This is a genomic window from Rudaea sp. 3F27F6 (assembly GCF_005503555.1).
Classification (GTDB): domain Bacteria; phylum Pseudomonadota; class Gammaproteobacteria; order Xanthomonadales; family Rhodanobacteraceae; genus Rudaea.
Genome location: NZ_SCNG01000006.1, coordinates 209,962 through 227,852, shown reverse-complemented (window position 1 = coordinate 227,852; position 17,891 = coordinate 209,962). Strand labels below are relative to the sequence as shown.

Annotated in this window: 14 protein-coding genes and 1 tRNA gene; 11 read left to right on the top strand and 4 right to left on the bottom strand. The window is 61.1% G+C overall.

Annotated features, from left to right (window positions below; translation table 11 throughout):
* Positions 1 to 282: 282 nt before the first annotated feature.
* The 10 genes from FFS30_RS24480 (at position 283) to FFS30_RS20740 (ending at position 11,596) form a co-directional block, all read left to right on the top strand.
* Positions 283 to 3,384, top strand: coding sequence for a hypothetical protein (locus FFS30_RS24480; protein WP_283235235.1), 3,102 nt, complete (start codon positions 283 to 285; stop codon positions 3,382 to 3,384).
* 352 nt (positions 3,385 to 3,736) lie between these two features.
* Positions 3,737 to 5,644, top strand: a complete 1,908-nt coding sequence (gene thrS, locus FFS30_RS20780) for a threonine--tRNA ligase (RefSeq protein WP_137915108.1) — start codon at positions 3,737 to 3,739, stop codon at positions 5,642 to 5,644.
* A 40-nt stretch (positions 5,645 to 5,684) separates the two neighbouring features.
* A complete protein-coding gene (gene infC, locus FFS30_RS20775) occupies positions 5,685 to 6,203 on the top strand; it encodes a translation initiation factor IF-3 (protein ID WP_283235237.1) in 519 nt (172 codons plus the stop codon).
* Between the two features lie 228 nt (positions 6,204 to 6,431).
* Positions 6,432 to 6,629 (top strand): 50S ribosomal protein L35, encoded by a 198-nt coding sequence (rpmI, locus tag FFS30_RS20770; RefSeq protein ID WP_137915106.1) that lies wholly within the window; start codon positions 6,432 to 6,434, stop codon positions 6,627 to 6,629.
* Positions 6,630 to 6,641: 12 nt separating this feature from the next.
* On the top strand, positions 6,642 to 7,001 hold the full coding sequence (rplT, locus tag FFS30_RS20765; protein WP_137915105.1) for a 50S ribosomal protein L20: 360 nt from the start codon (positions 6,642 to 6,644) through the stop codon (positions 6,999 to 7,001).
* 183 nt (positions 7,002 to 7,184) lie between these two features.
* Entirely contained in the window at positions 7,185 to 8,267 is a 1,083-nt protein-coding gene (pheS, locus tag FFS30_RS20760) for a phenylalanine--tRNA ligase subunit alpha (RefSeq protein ID WP_137915104.1), read from the top strand.
* 143 nt (positions 8,268 to 8,410) lie between these two features.
* On the top strand, positions 8,411 to 10,783 hold the full coding sequence (pheT, locus tag FFS30_RS20755) for a phenylalanine--tRNA ligase subunit beta (protein WP_137915103.1): 2,373 nt from the start codon (positions 8,411 to 8,413) through the stop codon (positions 10,781 to 10,783).
* 2 nt (positions 10,784 to 10,785) lie between these two features.
* Positions 10,786 to 11,091, top strand: a complete 306-nt coding sequence (locus FFS30_RS20750; RefSeq protein ID WP_137915102.1) for an integration host factor subunit alpha — start codon at positions 10,786 to 10,788, stop codon at positions 11,089 to 11,091.
* The gene (locus FFS30_RS20745; RefSeq protein WP_137915101.1) at positions 11,069 to 11,425 is read left to right on the top strand and encodes a MerR family transcriptional regulator; all 357 of its coding nucleotides are present in this window, start codon (positions 11,069 to 11,071) and stop codon (positions 11,423 to 11,425) included. Before FFS30_RS20750 ends, FFS30_RS20745 begins: the two co-directional genes overlap by 23 nt.
* 94 nt (positions 11,426 to 11,519) lie before the next feature.
* Positions 11,520 to 11,596 (top strand) — tRNA-Pro (locus FFS30_RS20740).
* Positions 11,597 to 11,756: 160 nt separating this feature from the next.
* Here FFS30_RS20740 and FFS30_RS20735 read toward each other — a convergent pair.
* Together FFS30_RS20735 and FFS30_RS20730 are read right to left on the bottom strand one after the other, a co-directional pair.
* Positions 11,757 to 14,711, bottom strand: coding sequence for a serine/threonine-protein kinase (locus FFS30_RS20735; protein ID WP_137915100.1), 2,955 nt, complete (start codon positions 14,709 to 14,711; stop codon positions 11,757 to 11,759).
* A gap of 9 nt (positions 14,712 to 14,720) precedes the next feature.
* Entirely contained in the window at positions 14,721 to 15,338 is a 618-nt protein-coding gene (locus FFS30_RS20730; RefSeq protein WP_137915099.1) for an ECF-type sigma factor, read from the bottom strand.
* A 621-nt stretch (positions 15,339 to 15,959) separates the two neighbouring features.
* Here FFS30_RS20730 and FFS30_RS20725 point away from each other — a divergent pair.
* Positions 15,960 to 16,574, top strand: a complete 615-nt coding sequence (locus tag FFS30_RS20725; protein WP_137915098.1) for a hypothetical protein — start codon at positions 15,960 to 15,962, stop codon at positions 16,572 to 16,574.
* A gap of 171 nt (positions 16,575 to 16,745) precedes the next feature.
* Here the strand turns inward: FFS30_RS20725 and map are convergent, their stop codons facing one another.
* Together map and FFS30_RS20715 are read right to left on the bottom strand one after the other, a co-directional pair.
* Positions 16,746 to 17,513 carry a type I methionyl aminopeptidase gene (gene map / locus FFS30_RS20720; protein ID WP_137915097.1) on the bottom strand — a complete coding sequence of 256 codons (768 nt, stop codon included), beginning with the start codon at positions 17,511 to 17,513 and terminating at the stop codon, positions 16,746 to 16,748.
* Complete coding sequence (locus FFS30_RS20715) at positions 17,510 to 17,722, bottom strand: ParD-like family protein (protein WP_137915096.1); 213 nt, start codon at positions 17,720 to 17,722, stop codon at positions 17,510 to 17,512. The genes map and FFS30_RS20715 overlap by 4 nt, the downstream gene beginning before the upstream one ends.
* Positions 17,723 to 17,891: the final 169 nt, after the last annotated feature.

Below are 17,891 nucleotides of genomic sequence, written 5' to 3'. Positions count from 1 at the left end.
GTCAGGGTGTGAAAGGAAACTCAAAACGGCAATTTGCATCTCTTGCGATGAGCAAGAGGGTGCAGCGGCGGCGCGTGAGCGTCGTTGCAGCCGGGCGTGCGTCTGCGCTCCGGTGTTGTGCAAGGTGCCGGCAAGCATCGATTCTTCACAAAAAAACGGCCTACATCCGGATCGCAACGGATGCGTCTGCGTTTGCGCGGACGCATCGCCGGTTGCGCGTGTGTCGAGCGGATCGAGGAAGCCGGTTCAAATCAGAAAACTAACCTACAGGGGGTTACGTTCATGCTATCCGTCAAGCGCAAAGCGATTGCGATGACGACGTTGGCTTTCGCCATTTCCCAGGCGTTGGCCGCGTCAGCCGTCGATTTCACCGATGTTCGCAGCAATATCCAACTCTCACCGCGCAGCGGCAATCCCGCGGCACTGAATCCGGACTCGTTGTCCCGGGCTAAGCAACGCTACGCATATGCCGTGCAGATCGCCGATCTGTATTCCGCTCAATATAAGAATGGATCGGACGGCACGATCGATCCGACCCGCGTCGAGCTGATCAACAATCTGATGCAGGGCGATACGCGCGGTTTCGTCGAGGCGGCAAACGCGCCGACGCTGTCCGCGGCACTCAGCGCGGCCAAGAGCTCCGCCGTCCGCAGCGCGAACACCACGACCACGGCAAACGGGCATGAGACCAGCGCCGATTCGTCGCAGGTCAATTCCGTCATCAGCAGCCCGAGCGATCTGGTGTATGTCCCGATCACGCCGTGCCGCATCGTCGATACGCGCATTGTCGGCGGTGCGTTCGGTGCGCTCGAAACGCGCGTCTACAGTGGCACTGGCGGTCCGTCTCAAGGTGGCGGCGCTTGCTCGGGCTATCCCGGTACGACCATTCCGGCCGCGATGACGCTCAACGTGACGGTTCAGGCCTATGGTCTGGGATCGCCGACACAGTACGGTTTCTTGTCCGTCTACCCGCAAGGTGGATCGCTCGGAACGAGCTGGCTGAACTTTGTCGGCGGCCAGACCGTGGCCAACGAAGGTATTGCGACGATCAATTCGACCAATGGTCAGTTTGCGATTTTCTCGCAGACGCCGACTCAAGTGATCGTCGACGCATTCGGCTATTTCACCACCCCGACCGGGCTGACTGCTGGTGCGACGGGGCCGACCGGGCCGACCGGACCTACTGGCCCGACCGGCCCGACCGGCGCGACTGGAGCAACCGGTGCTGCCGGCGTAACCGGCGCCGCTGGGCCTACCGGTGCAACGGGCGCGCAGGGTGATGCCGGCGCAACGGGACCGCAGGGCGTCCAGGGGCCTTCGGGCCAGCAAGGTCCTACCGGTGCTGCGGGCGCTACGGGTGCGACTGGCGCAACGGGCGTCGCGGGTGCGACCGGTTCGGGCTACAAGTACATCGGTCCTTACGGTGGAACCGGGGTCAGTTATTCGGCCTACGACGTCGTTACGCAAGGCGGTTCCACTTATGTGAATCTAACTGGCCAAAATGTGGGTAGTCCCGCAACGGATACCACGAACTGGGGATTGATGGCTCAGGCTGGAGCGACCGGTGCAGTTGGCGCGGCGGGCGCCGTCGGCGCCACTGGGCCGCAGGGTCCGGCAGGAGCCACGGGCGGTACGGGGGCGCAAGGTGCGACAGGCGCTACCGGCGCTCAAGGTCTCGCCGGTGCAACCGGCAGCACGGGTGCGCAAGGCGTGACCGGCCCGCAGGGTCTGGCGGGCGCAACGGGAGCTACAGGTCCCGTCGGTGCGCAAGGTGTGACTGGTGCCACGGGCGCGCAAGGTCTCGCGGGTGCAACCGGTAGCACCGGGGCGCAAGGCGTGACGGGTCCGCAAGGTCTGGCGGGGGCTACGGGAGCCATCGGGCCTGTCGGTCCGCAAGGTGTAACAGGCGCAACGGGCGCTACGGGTCTCGCTGGAGCAACCGGTAGCACGGGTGCGCAAGGTGTGACGGGTGCGCAAGGTTTGGCAGGTGCTACGGGTGCTCAAGGTCTCGCAGGCGCTACCGGTCCGGTGGGTCCGCAGGGTGCGACCGGCGCAGCCGGCAGCACCGGTGCGCAAGGCGTAACGGGTCCGCAGGGTCTGGCGGGTGCAACGGGAGCTACAGGTCCCGTCGGTGCGCAAGGCGCGACCGGTGCCACAGGCGCTCAGGGTCTCGCTGGTGCAACCGGCAGCACCGGTGCGCAAGGCGTAACGGGTCCGCAGGGCCTGGCGGGTGCAACGGGAGCTACAGGTCCCGTCGGTGCGCAAGGCGTAACGGGTCCGCAAGGGCTGGCTGGTGCAACGGGTCCCGTTGGTGCGCAAGGTGTGACTGGTGCGACGGGTGCCACAGGCGCTCAAGGTCTGGCCGGTGCAACCGGTAGCACCGGTGCGCAAGGCGCGACGGGCCCGCAAGGGCTGGCTGGTGCAACGGGTGCTACAGGCCCCGCCGGTGCGCAAGGCGTAACGGGCGCGGCAGGCCCCGCCGGCGCGCAAGGCACGACGGGCGCCACTGGCGCTCAAGGCCTCGCCGGTGCAACCGGCAGCACGGGTGCGCAAGGCGTAACGGGTCCACAGGGTCTGGCCGGTGCAACGGGAGCTACAGGCCCGGCCGGTGCCCAAGGTGTGGCAGGCGCGACGGGCGCACAGGGTCTGGCCGGTGCAACGGGAGCTACAGGCCCGACCGGTGCCCAAGGTGCTGCAGGCGCGACGGGCGCACAAGGTCTGGCGGGCGCAACGGGAGCTACAGGTCCGGCTGGTGCGCAAGGCGTGGCAGGTGCAACGGGTGCAACAGGCGCGCAAGGTCTCGCCGGTGCAACCGGTAGCACGGGTGCGCAAGGCGTGACGGGTCCGCAAGGTCTGGCGGGCGCAACGGGAGCCACAGGTTCGACCGGTCCGCAAGGAACGGCTGGAGCGACGGGCGCTACCGGTGCGCAAGGTGTCGCCGGTACAACGGGCGCAACCGGTCCAGCAGGGGCTCAAGGTCTAGCGGGTGCTACCGGCGCTCAAGGCCCTGCGGGTCCTACCGGTGCTACCGGCCCTCAAGGTGCAGTCGGGGCGCAAGGTTCGGCGGGTGCTGCGGGTCCGACCGGTGCACAGGGTCCGGCAGGTGCTGCCGGTGCGACGGGTGCGACCGGCACTTCCGCCAACTTCTCGTATACGGGCCCGAGCGCCAACATAAGCTGCACCGGCGGCGGTCCGTGCACGACGACGGTGAACTGCCCGGCGGGACAAAAGGTAGTCAGCGGCGGAGTCAAGACCAACGGCGGAGATCAGTACACGACGGTCACGGCCACGTATCCGGCCAGCAACACGTCGTGGACCGTCATCGTCACCAACCACAACAGCAACACTTTCACTTACAACACCTACATCATCTGCTCGCAATAACTGCAGTGGTGTGTCGAAGCCCGGCCGGCGTCGCCGCTCGGGAACCTCTTGAACGACTCGTTCGATCCCCCGGCTCTGCCGGGGGATTTTTTTGCCTGTTCTCTTCTTGAATTCTTGTTTGGTGCCGGCCTCTGCGTTAGGCTGTAGCGCAACGATCGAACAAAGGTGGCGCACGGGTAACCGGCGGCTGAGTGTGCGACATGTCTACGCGAACCTTCCCACGCTGAAACACATTCGCCGACGTCGCTGAGAAAGGGCGCCACGGCGCCTTTTTTGTTGGGCAATTTTTGCCGTCGCCTGCGACGACGAAAATCCGGAAGCGGCCGTCCGCCGCAATTTACGAAAAGCCATCATGATCAACATCACTCTCCCCGACGGCAGCCAACGTCCGTTCGAACATCCCGTTTCCATTGCCGATGTCGCCGCATCGATCGGCGCCGGCCTCGCCAAGGCGGCGCTGGCCGGCAAGGTCGACGGCCGCATCGTCGACACGAGCTATCTGATCGAGTACGACGCGAACGTCGCGATCATCACCGACAAAAGCCCCGAGGCGCTCGACATCCTGCGCCACTCCACCGCGCACCTGCTCGCGCAGGCGACCCAGCGGTTGTTCCCTGACACGCAGGTCACGATCGGCCCGGTGATCGAGAACGGCTTCTACTACGACTTCGCACGCAAGACGCCGTTCACGCCGGAAGATCTGGAAAAGATCGAGGCCGAGATGAAGAAGATCGTCGCCGAGGGCCTGCCGGTATCGCGCTCGGTCAAGTCGCGCGACGAGGCGGTGAAGTTCTTCCGCGACAAGCACGAGGAATACAAGGCGCAGATCATCGAATCGATCCCGGCGAACGAGGAGCTGTCGCTCTATTCGCAGGGCGATTTCATCGACCTTTGCCGCGGCCCGCACGTGCCGAACACGAGCAAGTTGCGCGCGTTCAAGCTGATGAAGGTCGCGGGCGCCTATTGGCGCGGCGATTCGAACAACGAGATGCTCCAGCGCGTCTACGGCACGGCCTGGCTCAACGACAAGGATCTGAAGGCCTATCTGACCCAGCTCGAAGAGGCTGAGAAGCGCGATCACCGTAAAATCGGCAAGGCGCTCGACCTGTTCCATGTGCAGGAAGAGGGGCCGGGGTTGGTGTTCTGGCATCCGAAAGGCTGGTCGATCTGGCAGGTGGTCGAGCAGTACATGCGCCGCGTCTACGTCGAGTCCGGCTATCGCGAAGTGCGCTGTCCGCAGGTGCTCGATGTGTCGCTCTGGCAGAAGTCGGGCCATTGGGACAACTACAAGGAAAACATGTTCTTCACCGAATCGGAGAAGCGCACGTATGCCTTGAAGCCGATGAACTGTCCCGGTCACGTGCAGATTTACAATCACGGCCTGCACAGCTACCGCGATCTGCCAATCCGTTACGGCGAGTTCGGCGCGTGCCACCGCAACGAGCCGTCGGGCGCGCTGCACGGCATCCTGCGCGTGCGCGGCTTCACCCAGGACGACGGCCACATCTTCTGCACGCCGGATCAGATCGAGTCCGAAGTGACGGCGTTCCACAAGCAGGCACTCAAGGTCTACTCGGATTTCGGCTTTACCGATATTTCGGTGAAGCTCGCGTTGCGTCCGGAGAAGCGCCTGGGTTCCGATGAATTCTGGGATCGCACCGAGGAAACGCTGCGTCGCGCTTTACGTGCGGCGGGGGTGGAATGGGAGGAGCTGCCGGGCGAGGGTGCGTTCTATGCACCCAAGATCGAGTACCACTTGCGCGATTCCATCGGCCGTTCCTGGCAGCTGGGCACGATGCAGGTGGACTTCTTCATGCCCGAACGCCTCGCGGCCGAATATGTGGATGAACACTCGCAGCGGCGCACGCCGGCCATGCTGCACCGGGCCATCGTCGGTTCGATGGAGCGTTTCATCGGCATCCTGATCGAGCATCACGCCGGCCAATTCCCGGCTTGGCTTGCGCCGGTGCAGGCGGTGGTCATGAATATCACCGACGCGCAGGCCGAATTCGTCGAGGAAACGGCGCAAGCCCTTGTCCGGCAAGGTTTCCGCGTAGAGGCGGATTTGCGCAACGAGAAAATCGGCTATAAAATACGCGAACACACGTTGCAGAAGATTCCGTACCTACTCGTGGTCGGCGATCGCGAGAAGGAACTCGGACTCGTCTCCGTGCGTGCGCGGTCTGGCGAGGACTTGGGATCGATGAAGATTGCCGAGTTCGGCGACAAGCTGCGAAGCGAATTCAAGAATGTTCAATAACTTCTTGAATTCAAAAAATTAACTTTCTGGAGATTCACCTATAGCCACTGAAAAAGCTAACCGCAAGAACATGGAAATCCGTGTTCCGCGGGTGCGCGTCATCGGCGCCGAAGGAGAGCAGGTAGGCATCCTGTCGCGCGATGAAGCGCTGAACATGGCTGCCGAGCTGGGCCTGGATCTGGTCGAAATCCAACCGACCGCCGATCCGCCCGTTTGCCGCATCATGGATTACGGCAAGTTCAAGTTCGAGCAGCAGAAGAAGGCGCATGCGGCGAAGCGCAAGACCAAGCAGGTCGAGATCAAGGAGCTGAAGTTCCGGCCCTCGACCGAAGACGGCGACTACAACGTGAAGATGCGCAACATGAAGCGCTTCCTCGAAGAAGGCGACAAGGTCAAAGTCGTCGTCCGCTTCAAGGGCCGCGAAATGGCGCATACGGAGCTCGGCGAGCAAATGGTCAAACGCATTCAGGCGGACGTTGCCGAGGAGGCCGTGGTCGAGAGCTTCCCGCGCTTCGAAGGCCGGCAGATGGTGATGATGGTGGCTCCGAAGAAGAAGTAATCGCGCGCAGCGCGATGAAACTTCCGCTCTCGCGAAGAGCGGAAGGTTTGTTGGAAAGAGCGGCCGGGACGGCCGCTTTTGATTCTCGCGATCAGGAACGATCGCACAGGTACATTTTGGAACCCGCTCACCTTGCGTGAGCTTAAACAAGCTAAGCCAGAGCAGGACGGAAAGAGCAGCGATGCTGCCGCTCAGGCGAGTAAATAAATCAAACTAAGGAGTTGGGCCATGCCCAAGATCAAGACCAATCGGGCCGCTGCCAAGCGGTTCCGCAAGACGGCGTCCGGCAAATTCAAAGCCGGCCATGCCTTCAAGAGCCACATCCTGACCAAGAAGTCGACCAAGCGTAAGCGCAATCTTCGCGGTCCCAACATCGTGCGCAAAGAAGACTCCGGTCGCATCGCGCGCATGCTTCCCTACGCATAAGGAGACGAAACCATGGCACGAGTCAAACGTGGTGTCGTCGCCCGCCGTCGACACAAAAAGATCATTTCGCGCGCGAAGGGCTACTACAACGCCCGCCGCAAGGTATTCCGCGTCGCCAAGCAGGCGGTCATCAAGGCGCAGCAGTACGCCTATATCGGCCGCAAGCAGAAGAAGCGTCAGTTCCGCGCGCTGTGGATCGTGCGCATCAACGCCGCTGCGCGTCAGTTCGGCCTGTCCTACAGCCGCCTGATGAACGGCCTGAAGAAGGCCGACATCACGGTCGACCGCAAGGTGCTCGCGGACATCGCCGTGCACGACATCGCTGCGTTTGGAGCGCTCGCCGAAAAGGCCAAGGGCGCGCTCGCAGCGTGATGCGCAAGGCTCGATTCGGTTGCATCTGATCGAGCCAGTCCGCTTCAACGAAGAGGTAAGCGAGGGGAGCCGGGCCTGGGCCTAGCTCCCCTTTTGTTTTTCTTGCTCGTCATTCCGGTAAAGCGTTCCGCGGCAGCGGAGCCGGTCAAGCCGGGGTGGCGGAATTGACGACCTGGACTTTGCATGAGCGATCGCTTGGAAAAGAAAATCGATGCCCTGATGGAATCGCTGCGCGAACGCTTCCGCGATAACGACGGCTTCCAGGAAAAGCTCAAGGGCGTCGGCGCGAAGGTCGCCGAGATCAAGGGCAAGCTCGATCCGAAAAGGCTGCAGACGAAGCTCGAAGAGCTGCGCGTCGAGCTGATCGGCAAGGCCGGCCTGATCACGAGCGAACTGAAGACCCTCGGCAAACTGCCGCCGGATCAGCGCAAGAGCTTCGGCGATCGCGTCAATCGCGCGAAAGAAGAGGTCGAGGCGACGCTCTCCGAAAGTCGCGCCGAGATCGAGCAGGCATTGCTCGATCAGCGTCTTGCTTCGGAAACGGTCGACGTCTCCCTGCCCGGACGGCGCAGCGAGCGTGGCAGCCTGCATCCGCTGACGCGTGCGCTCGACCGCATCGTGTCGATCTTCGCACGCCTCGGCTACGACGTCGCCGACGGCCCCGAGATCGAGGACGACTGGCACAACTTCGGTGCGCTGAATTTCCCGCCCGATCATCCGGCGCGAACGATGCACGACACGTTCTGGTTTCCCGACGGACGCCTGCTGCGCACGCATACCTCGCCGGTGCAGATCCGTGCCGCCAAGGGGCGCACACCGCCGATCCGCATCATCGCGCCGGGCAAGGTATATCGCAGCGACTCGGATCAGACTCACTCGCCGATGTTCCACCAGGTCGAGGGGCTTCTGATCGACGAAACCTCGACGATGGCCGACCTCAAGGGCACGCTGCGCGAGTTTCTGCGCGCGTTCTTCGATCGCGACTTCAAGATGATGTTCAAGCCGACGTTCTTTCCGTTCGTCGAGCCCGGCGCTGACGTGGTGATCCGCTGGGATCTGCCGGATGGCGGTTCGCGCTGGCTCGAAGTCCTCGGTTGCGGCATGGTGCATCCCGAAGTTCTGCGCAACTGCGGCATCGATCCGGAGCGTTACACCGGTTTTGCTTTCGGCATGGGCGTCGAACGCCTGGCGATGCTGCGCTACGGCGTTACCGACTTGCGTGCGTTCTTCGAGAACGACGTTCGATTCCTAAAGCAATTCGCTTGATTCTTTCGCTCGCTTTCCCGGCGCAGGCCGGGATTGAGCGACGTTTCTTTTCGCTTGGATAAGACACTCGATTCCGGTTTGACCAGCCCTTCGGCTGTTGAAAGCCGCCGGGACGACGGGAAAAAAGCAGAGACTCAAACCCCATGAAAATTTTAGAGAACTGGCTCCGCGAACGAGTACCGCTGCAAGCCGACCGCGCCACGCTGGCCGAGCGCTTCGACATGATCGGCCACGAAGTCGAAAGCATCGAACCGGTCGGCGGCCAGCTCGACGGCGTCGTCGTCGCGCAGATCGTGTCCTGCGCGAAACATCCGGAAGCCGACCGTCTGCAGGTCTGCGAAGTCGATGCTGGCGGGGAAAAGCTGCAGATCGTCTGCGGCGCGCCGAACGCACGCGCGGGACTCAAGGCGCCGCTGGCGAAGGTCGGCGCACAAGTCGGTGAACTGAAAATCAAGCCGGCCAAGCTGCGCGGAGTCGAGTCGTTCGGCATGCTCTGCTCCGCCAAAGAACTCGGCATCGACGCCGACGCATCCGGCCTGCTCGAACTGCCTGCCGACGCGCCGGTCGGCGCGGCGCTTGCGGCGTATCTCGGCCTGCCCGATGCCGTGTTCGATTTGGGGCTGACGCCGAATCGCGCCGACTGCCTTTCGCTTGAAGGCGTCGCCAAAGACGTCGCCGCTGCCTTCGACGTGTCGTACACGCCGCTCGCGATTGAGGCGGTGCCGGCGCAGTCCGATCGCCGCATCGAGATTAGTCTCGAAGCGCCGGGCGATTGTCCGCGCTATTGCGGCCGCTACATCACCGGCATCGACGCCGCGGCGCAGACGCCGCCGTGGATGCGCGAACGTTTGCACCGCAGTGGGCTGCGACCGATCAGCTTGCTCGTCGACGTGACGAATTACGTGATGCTCGAGCTTGGCCAGCCGCTGCATGCGTTCGACGCGGATACGCTCAAGGGGCCGATCGGCGTGCGCCGCGCGAAAGCGGGCGAGAGCTTGCGTCTGCTCGACGAACGTGACGTGACCCTCGACGATAGTTTTCTATTGATCACCGACGCCGACCGTCCGGTCGCGTTGGCCGGCCTGATGGGCGGCTGGGATACGCGCATCGGCACCGGGACGAAAAACCTGTTCCTCGAAGCCGCGCATTTTGCCCCGGCGGCGTTGGCCGGTCGTGCGCGTAAGCTCGGCATGCACACCGATGCCGCGCATCGCTTCGAGCGCGGCGTCGATCCGGAGTTGCCGCGCCGTGCGCTGGAACGGGCGACGCGATTGATCGTCGAGGCCGCTGGCGGCGAAATCGGTCCGATCCTTGAGGCGGTCTCCACCGAACATTTGCCGGCGCGCCCGCCGGTACGCCTGCGCCGCGCTCGCATCGAGCGCGTACTCGGCATCCGCGTGCCGGACCCCGAAGTCGAGCGCATCCTCGCCGCCCTCGGCATGAACATTGTCACAGACGGCGAAGGCTGGACGGCGACGCCGCCGAGCGCGCGCTTCGATATCTCGATCGAAGAGGATTTGATCGAAGAAGTGGCGCGTATTCACGGTTACGAGCGCATTCCCGACCGTGCCCCGAGCGGCGAGCTCGCCGGTCCATCCTTGCGCGAAGATCGCGTCGGCGCGGCGCCGCTGCGCGAGCAACTCGCCGCGCGTGGCTATCTGGAAGCGATCACATTCGCGTTCGTCGCGCGCGAGCAATTGGAAACATGGAGTCTGGCCGAGGGGGCGATCGCTTTGGCGAATCCGCTTTCCGCTGAGCTGTCGGTCATGCGCACGAGCCTGTTGCCCGGTCTGGCCGCCGCGCTCGCGACGAATCGCAGCCGCCAGCAGACGCGCGTGCGTCTATTCGAAGTCGGCCGAGCGTACTTCGCCGGTGCGGAAGGCCCGCGCGAAATCGCGCGAATCGCCGGTGTCGCTTGCGGCAGCGCCGTTGCCGAACAATGGGGCGAAGCGGCACGTGCGCTCGATTTCTTCGACATCAAGGGCGACGTCGAATCGCTGTTCGCGCTGACCAACGCCGCCGCGGAATTCACCTTCGTGCCGACGACACAGCCGTGGCTGCACCCGGGCCGCAGCGCGCAGATCCGGCGTGGCGAGCGCGTGGTGGGATATATCGGTGCGCTGCATCCGAGTCTCGGCAAGGCGCTCGACTTCGCCGAAGACGTGTACGCCTTCGAGCTCGACCTCGACGTGCTCGCCGATCGTCATGTGCCGCGTGCGCAGCCGCTGTCGCGCTATCCCTCGGTGCGCCGCGACCTGTCGTTCGAGCTGCCTGAAAGTGTGAGCTACGCCTCAATCGAAACTGCGGTACGTCACGCAGTCGGCGCGGCTCTCCGCGAAGTATTCGTATTTGACCGCTATGCCGGACCAAATCTCGCACAAGGACTAAAAAGTGTCGCCATCGGCTTGATTTTACAGGATGAATCACGCACTCTTACTGATGCCGACGCAGATCAAAGCGTCGGTTTGGCGGTCTCGGCACTGGAGCGCGACTGCCAAGCGAGATTGAGGGGGTAAGGATGGCGGCACTGACCAAAGCGGAAATGGCCGAACGGTTATTCACCGACGTCGGCTTGAATAAGCGCGAGGCGAAGGAATTCGTCGATGCTTTTTTCGATGTCGTGCGCGAGGCGCTCGAGCGCGGCGAGCAGGTGAAGCTCTCGGGCTTCGGCAATTTCGATTTGCGCAAGAAAAATCAGCGGCCCGGTCGCAATCCGAAGACCGGCGAGGAAATTCCGATTTCGGCGCGCCGCGTGGTAACGTTTCGTCCCGGCCAGAAGCTCAAACTGAAAGTCGAGTCCTATGCTGGATCAAGGCAGCAATAACGAACTGCCGGTCATCCCGGCCAAGCGCTACTTCACCATCGGTGAAGTCAGCGAGTTGTGTGCGGTCAAACCGCACGTATTGCGCTATTGGGAGCAGGAATTCTCGAACTTGAAGCCGGTCAAGCGGCGTGGCAATCGTCGTTACTACCAGCGCCACGACGTGTTGATGATTCGCCAGATTCGCGCGCTGCTTTACGATCAGGGCTTCACGATCACCGGCGCACGCCAGCGTCTCGAAGGCCAGCAGGCGCGCATGGAGACCAGCATCTCCAACCAGATCGTGCGCCAGGTGCGCATGGAACTGGAAGAAGTACTGCACATCCTCAAGCACTGATTTTTTCGATCCTTCGCAACTACGAAGATCGAAACCGGCCATCCGAGCCGCACTTTTCAGCACACTTTGCTACAATTCACTTTCACGTCACGGTCGGGGCGTAGCGCAGCCTGGTAGCGCATCTGCCTGGGGGGCAGGGGGTCGTGGGTTCGAATCCCGCCGCCCCGACCAATGTGGCTAATTTTTGTAAGACTTATAGAAAACGGCTCGATCCAATTATGGGGCGAGCCGTTTTGCATTTCTCCGTTCTCACGGAACGTTGCACACCGCAGTTTGCATAGCAAAGCGTTCAACAATTACGAAAACCGCTTGCGATCTCCGATGCAACTTCTTATTTCGAGGCTTGCACAGTTTCAGCGAGTCGCTTGATGTACGGATCGGCGAGTGGAGACGCGCGTAAAGTACGAACGCTCGTGGTCAGCAGCGACTGCGCTTCGCCGGAACTCGAACCATCGATGTCTTTCCGACACAGCGCCAGGAACAGACTCGCTTCGGCGGTTTGCCACTGATTTACCGGTGTGTCTTGCAACTCCTTGTGCCGTTTCCAGGTCGATTCGAGTTCGGCGACGGCGCCCGCGCATCGGCCCTGCAGCGCATCGAGTTGGGCCAGTATGCCGCGAACGTCTTGAGCATCGATCGTGTCGGTGTCGTGCTGCAGTTTCTGCAACATCCGTTTTGCAGTTTCCGCATCGATCCTTGCTTGGTCGAACATCTGTAAGTTGCGCTCGTCGAGGGCAAGCTCCAATTGCAGCGCGTATACGAGAAAACCGTTTTCGCCGAACAACGCTTTCGCTTTCTCCAGAGCTTGGGTATGCAGGCTGCGTGCTTCGATGGGATCACCCTGAAGCCGCCGCAGATTGCCTAGCCAGCGCATTGGGGACACGATATTGTCCGAGCCGGCTTTTTGGTAGATGGCGATCACGTCGCGCAATTCATGTTCCGCCGAGACATAGGCGCCGTTCATGCCTTCGAATCCGGCAAGATTCTGGCGCCTTGAGAGAACCGCATTTCCGCTGCCGCCAAATGCCTTCGTCGCGATCGCCAGCGATGCGCGCAAATTTTCAATCGCGTCGGCCCAATCCCGTTGGCGGCCTTTGGCAAGAGCCAGCCAATTGTAGGCGTGCATCTCCGGTATGGAGCCTTCGAGACCAGCCTTCTTCAAGATGGCGAGTGCTTGCCCGGCGAGCGCTTCGGCTTCGGTCAGCCGTCCTTGTAGGCTGCGAATATTGGAGAACTCATAAAGGACTACGCAATACTCGGCATTGGTGTCGCCGTACAGAATGCGCGTGGTTTCCTGGACCTTTCCCATCAAATCAGCAGCCTCATCCAAGTTGCCGATCACGCTGGACAAGGTGGCGAGCATACGCTGGCTTTCTGCGACGGCCGGGCTGATCGGGGGGAAGAGCCGTTCGCGAAGCACCAATGACTCTCTGACTGTATCGACAGCCTCCGAAATATGCCCCTTGCCGTAGAGAATGAAGCTCAGATTGAATAGTGCAATGGCCAGTTCTTCGCTTCCTTGCGGGGCGACCTTATGCCCAAAGGCGACCGCATCGCGCAGATATTTTTCGGCGTCCTTGGAGTTGCCTTGAGCGCCACGCAGGGCGCCGTATTCGGTTAGTGCGGAAATACGCAGTGCCGGGTCCAGTGAATCCTCGGGGCGATTCACGATTTTTTCGAGCCGTTGCGACAGTTCCTCGTAGAGTTGTTTGTTGCTGCTGCGATTGATCACAGCGAGAGCAAAATCGATCGTGAGTTTGGTGGCAAGCGGCGAGTCTTCGCCGGTCGCAGTAACGGCGATTGCATGCGCCCGGCGCATGGCGTCGGTGGCCTTGTCGATCTGAGCGAGACCGTTATAGGCGGCGCCGATGGTATCGAGTAACTGTGCCTGCAACTCCGGCTGGTCGCCGAGTTGAGCTTCGACGCGGTGCACGCCCGTATCGAGAAGTTCGATTGCTGTCGGTACTTTGCCGCGAGCATTTTCCGGGCTTGCGGAACTGAATATTTCGACCAGGAAGTCGCGTACGGCGGTCGCATTTTTTGCCGATGCCTTCGCGCGAGCTGCTTCTGCTTCCGCGCGTAAGCTCTGCAGTTTCGCCTCATGCGCTTGCCACAACGTGCCTGCCATGCCCGCCAGTAGCGATAGGGCGACGATCGCTGCGATAGTGATGGCAATTTTGTGTCGGCGCAGATAGCGCAATGACCGATCCCACGTGCTGGGCGGCGAGGCCAGAATCGGGAGGTTTGCGCGCGCCGCGCCAATGTCCGCGAGAAACGCTTCTACGGTGCCGTAGCGTTCCCGCGGGGATTTGGCCAGCGCTTTCAGCGCGATCGAGTCGAGATCGGCCAGAAGCCGTCGCGGTTCCCCAGGGAAAGAAGCTCCGGTGGCCGTGATGGTGTGAGGTGGCATCTCGTCGCGGATGACCTTGATGGCGTCCAGGAGAGGCAGCCCGCGCACAGACAGCGGCGGTTTTTCGCACAGCAAAAAGTAAAGCACGCCGCCCAGCGTATAGATATCCGAGCGAACACTGGCGACGTTTTCGACAATCAGTTCGGGGGCCGCGAATTCGGGGGTTAGGATCAGATTCGTCGTTTGCAGCGCATCAGCCGGATCGACCAACGCACGCGCAATGCCGAAATCGAGCAAATAGGCACGGGCGTTGTGGTCGATGATGATATTGCGCGGCTTGATGTCGCGATGGATCACCAGCCTTTCGTGAGCATATGCCACAGCATTGGAGATTTGATGCAGCAAGTCGAGGCGCTGCGCGAGCGACGGTCTTCGTTGTTCGAGCCAAACGTCAAGCGTGGTGCCTTCGATGAACTCAGTCACGAGAAACGCATGTCCATCGGCGTTCACGCCTGCGTCGAGCAGGCGCACGATCCCCGGGTGCTGCAGTCCGGCGAGCAGCCGTCGCTCTGACTCGATGCTGCCGCGCAGTCCTGCGCGATCGCCGCGAATGAATTTGATCGCGACCTTCTTCTCGAATAGCCCGTCGGCGCGCTCGCCGAGCCAGACTTCACCCATGCCGCCGCGCCCGATCGGACTCAGAACACGCCAGTGACCAATCAAATCGCCTTGGCCGATCGCCAAGGCGGGTGAGGGTGGGTCCAGGTGGGCGAGAGGCTGCTCGATCCCCTTGAGCCATCGGCGTAGCGCGTCGGCGTCGTGCGGGGCTTCTGCAGCGAGGGCGGCTATGAATGCTTCGCGTCCGTCCTCGCTCATCCCGAGCAACTCATCGATCAGGTCTTCACGCCGCTGCCAATCGCTGTGATTCTGTTCCATGAAAGTTCATCACTCTTTTGTGAGGTGTTGCGACAGCCAGCCCCGGGCCTTGACCCAGTCGCGCCGAACGGAACTGGGATCGAGATCGAGTACCTGGCCGACTTCACTTTCGCTGAGACCGCCGAAATAACGTAATTGCACAACCTGAGCGAGCCGCGGCCGGATCCGTTCCAACTGCTGCAAGGCACCGTCGAGTTCAAGCAGGCGGTCAGCCTCTCTGACATCGTTGCTGACCTGATCGCTCTCGCCGAGCGGCTCGTGATGTACGTCTGGGCCGCGCTTCTGTGCCGTCTTGTCGCGTGCGTGATTGATCAGGATGTAGCGCATTGCCTGCGCCGCAATCGCAAGAAAATGCTCTCGCTTGACTGCCGACAACGCGTCGGAAGAGCTGCAGAGTTTGATGTAGGTCTCGTTGACCAGCGCCGTGGTGGACAATGTGTCGCCGGCTCCCGAACCTTGCCGGCGGGCGTGCGCAATCTGGCGCAACTCATGGTGCAAATCGACAATGAGTTCGGCGAATCCCGTCGGGCGGGAGTCGATGGTTTCTTTGATAAGGGCCTGAACTTGCTCCGACCACTCGCGTGCATCGGAGTCCCCGTGCGGGGAAATGGGCGCGTCTGGATGCATGGCTCGCGGTACTCCGTTTCATCGCAGAGTTCCGCTCCGCGACAACGCCGCGTAGAACTTAACCTTCCGCGCTTTGAAGAGGTGCCGACACGTTCGGCATGAATGAGCGGATTCTGCCCCGAGCCGTGATTTTAGTCCATGAAGGCGGGAATGTATGCGCTTGCTTCGTGCTGCGACGCAGTCGTGCCGTTTCCGGCAGGTCGATCAAAGGTCGCTTGTTTTTTTGAATTGTTGCAGGCTTTTTCGAGGGATCTTCACGAGAAAAGCTAAGGGCTTGGCAAATTGAATTGTGACTTGGTCCTTATCGATTAGCTCTTTGTTCCTAGTACACAAACGAAAGAACAAGTCGAAGAGTATTGCGAAAGCCGGGTTGATCACGGTGCTTAATTCGGCAGGTGATCTTTCGGAATGGCGGCGACGACATCGCTGAGACGATGCGTTTGTCGAGTTTTGAGCTAGATGAATTTGCGGATCACGGAAGATTTGCTGCGGATCAAGCATTCACCTGCGTGATTCGCGTCGGTCAAGTCGGACATGCGCCCGAATTGACAGGTCTGAAAACCCTAGGATGAGATTTTCAGACCGTCCTTGAATGTATGTTTTCTTAACTTGGAGAAATTCATGTTTATTTCGACGGCATCACGGAAAAATTCTCTCGCAATCGCCGCGGCGGCGCTGGCTCTGAGTCTCGGCGCGATTTCTGCAACGCCGGCCAATGCGACCACCGTCAGCCCAGGCGGAAACGTGTCGTTTTCGGGATCGGTTCACTACCAGATTTATGACAGCAGCAGCAATTCCGTAGTCCAAAACTACACCTGTGATACCAGTATCTCCGGGAATTTGAATACGAGCGGCGGGCAGAATTTCTCCCTCAATCCGCAGTCGCTCACGGTATCCTGCCTCGACTACTACGGCTTTCCGGTCGTGCAAAGCACGGATTCCGCTTGGAGTGGCAATTTCTACGTTGGTCCGAATGGCCATTCCGTTTACAGCAATATTTCCGTCAATAACATTACGATCGAAGTTGATACCGGCGGATTCGGTCCGCCCGCATCGGCGACCTGCGCGGGTACGATCGGTCCGATGTGGTGGAATGGCGCCGACGTGACTACCGGTGCCAATGCGACTCAATTGAGCATCTCCTCGGCCACGCTGCCTAATACCAATTCCAGATCGACCTGGGTGTGCAAGATGAACGGTAATCTGTATCTCTCTCCGTTCCAGTCGTTCCACTGACTCTGATTCCGTTGTCCCTACGACGGCAAGTCCGTCGTAGGGACTTTTTCCTGCTTTGCAGTGAGAGTGTGTGGAGAGAAATTTTTTGAAATATCTCTTGCGTCAGGTTCGCATCATTTTGCCGCGTGGCGTTGCCAGGAACTTATAGGCGGGCCTCGACGTTTCGCCGGCTCAGTTCAGCCTCTTTTCTTCTGGGCGCAAGGTCAAGACCCGTACTCCGTTCCGAGTCACGGCGACGGTGTGTTCGAATTGCGCGGACAGTCGGCCGTCGCGCGTAACCACGGTCCAGCCGTCTTCTTCGGTCGAGACGTCAGCTCTGCCTTGGTTGAGCATCGGTTCGATGGTGAACACCATGCCTTCCCGCAGCATCAGGCCCGTTTGCGGCTTTCCCCAATGCAGCACTTGAGGCGGCTCGTGCATTTCACGTCCGATGCCGTGCCCGCAATACTCCCTTACGACCGAATAGCCGTTTTTCCGCGCGTGGCGTTCGATGGCGTGGCCGACATCGCCTAGTCTGGCGCCGGGGCGAATGACCTCGATGCCTTTCCACATGGCTTCGTAGGTCACTTGCACGAGTCGCTTTGCAGGCGGCGGCACGTCGCCGACCAGATAGGTTTTGCTGGAGTCGGCGACATAGCCGTTTTTCTCCAAGGTGATATCGAAATTCACGATATCCCCGCTTTGCAGGATATCCGCGCTTGACGGAACGCCGTGGCAAACCACGTGGTTGCGCGAAGAGTTGAGCGCGTAGGCGTATCCGTACTGCCCTTTGCTTGCCGGGCGTGCGTGGAGTTCGTTGACGATCAGGCCGTCGACCAGATCGTTGATCTGCATGGTCGACATGCCGATCAAGTTCAGCCGATCCAAATGGCTGAATACCTCGGCGAGCAGCTTGCCGGATTCCGCCATCAAGGCGATTTCCTCGGGCCGCTTGGTCACGCCGCAGCCTGCGTCACAGCTTTAGCCGCAACGCCCGCGGCTCGCAGCTCCTGGGCGACGATCTCGTTGAAACTCTGCGTCGGATTGAGTTCGCACAACATGCCGATCTTGATCCAGAACGCCGCTTGCGCGTTGATCGATCGGCACGACACCACGCTCGCTTTGCGTATTTGGTCGTGCAGATCGTCGTCGATATTCACAATGCCCATATCGTTTGCTCTATATGAATTATATATGAATCATATCACCGAATAGGCTGGAGTATGCGCGACCGACTGTCTCTTGCCGGTCGCGCCGTTGCGCTTCGAGCGTCGGCACATTGGATTTCTGCCATCGACTCCTACGGTCCCGATTCCTCGATTGGGGGCCACGAGAAAG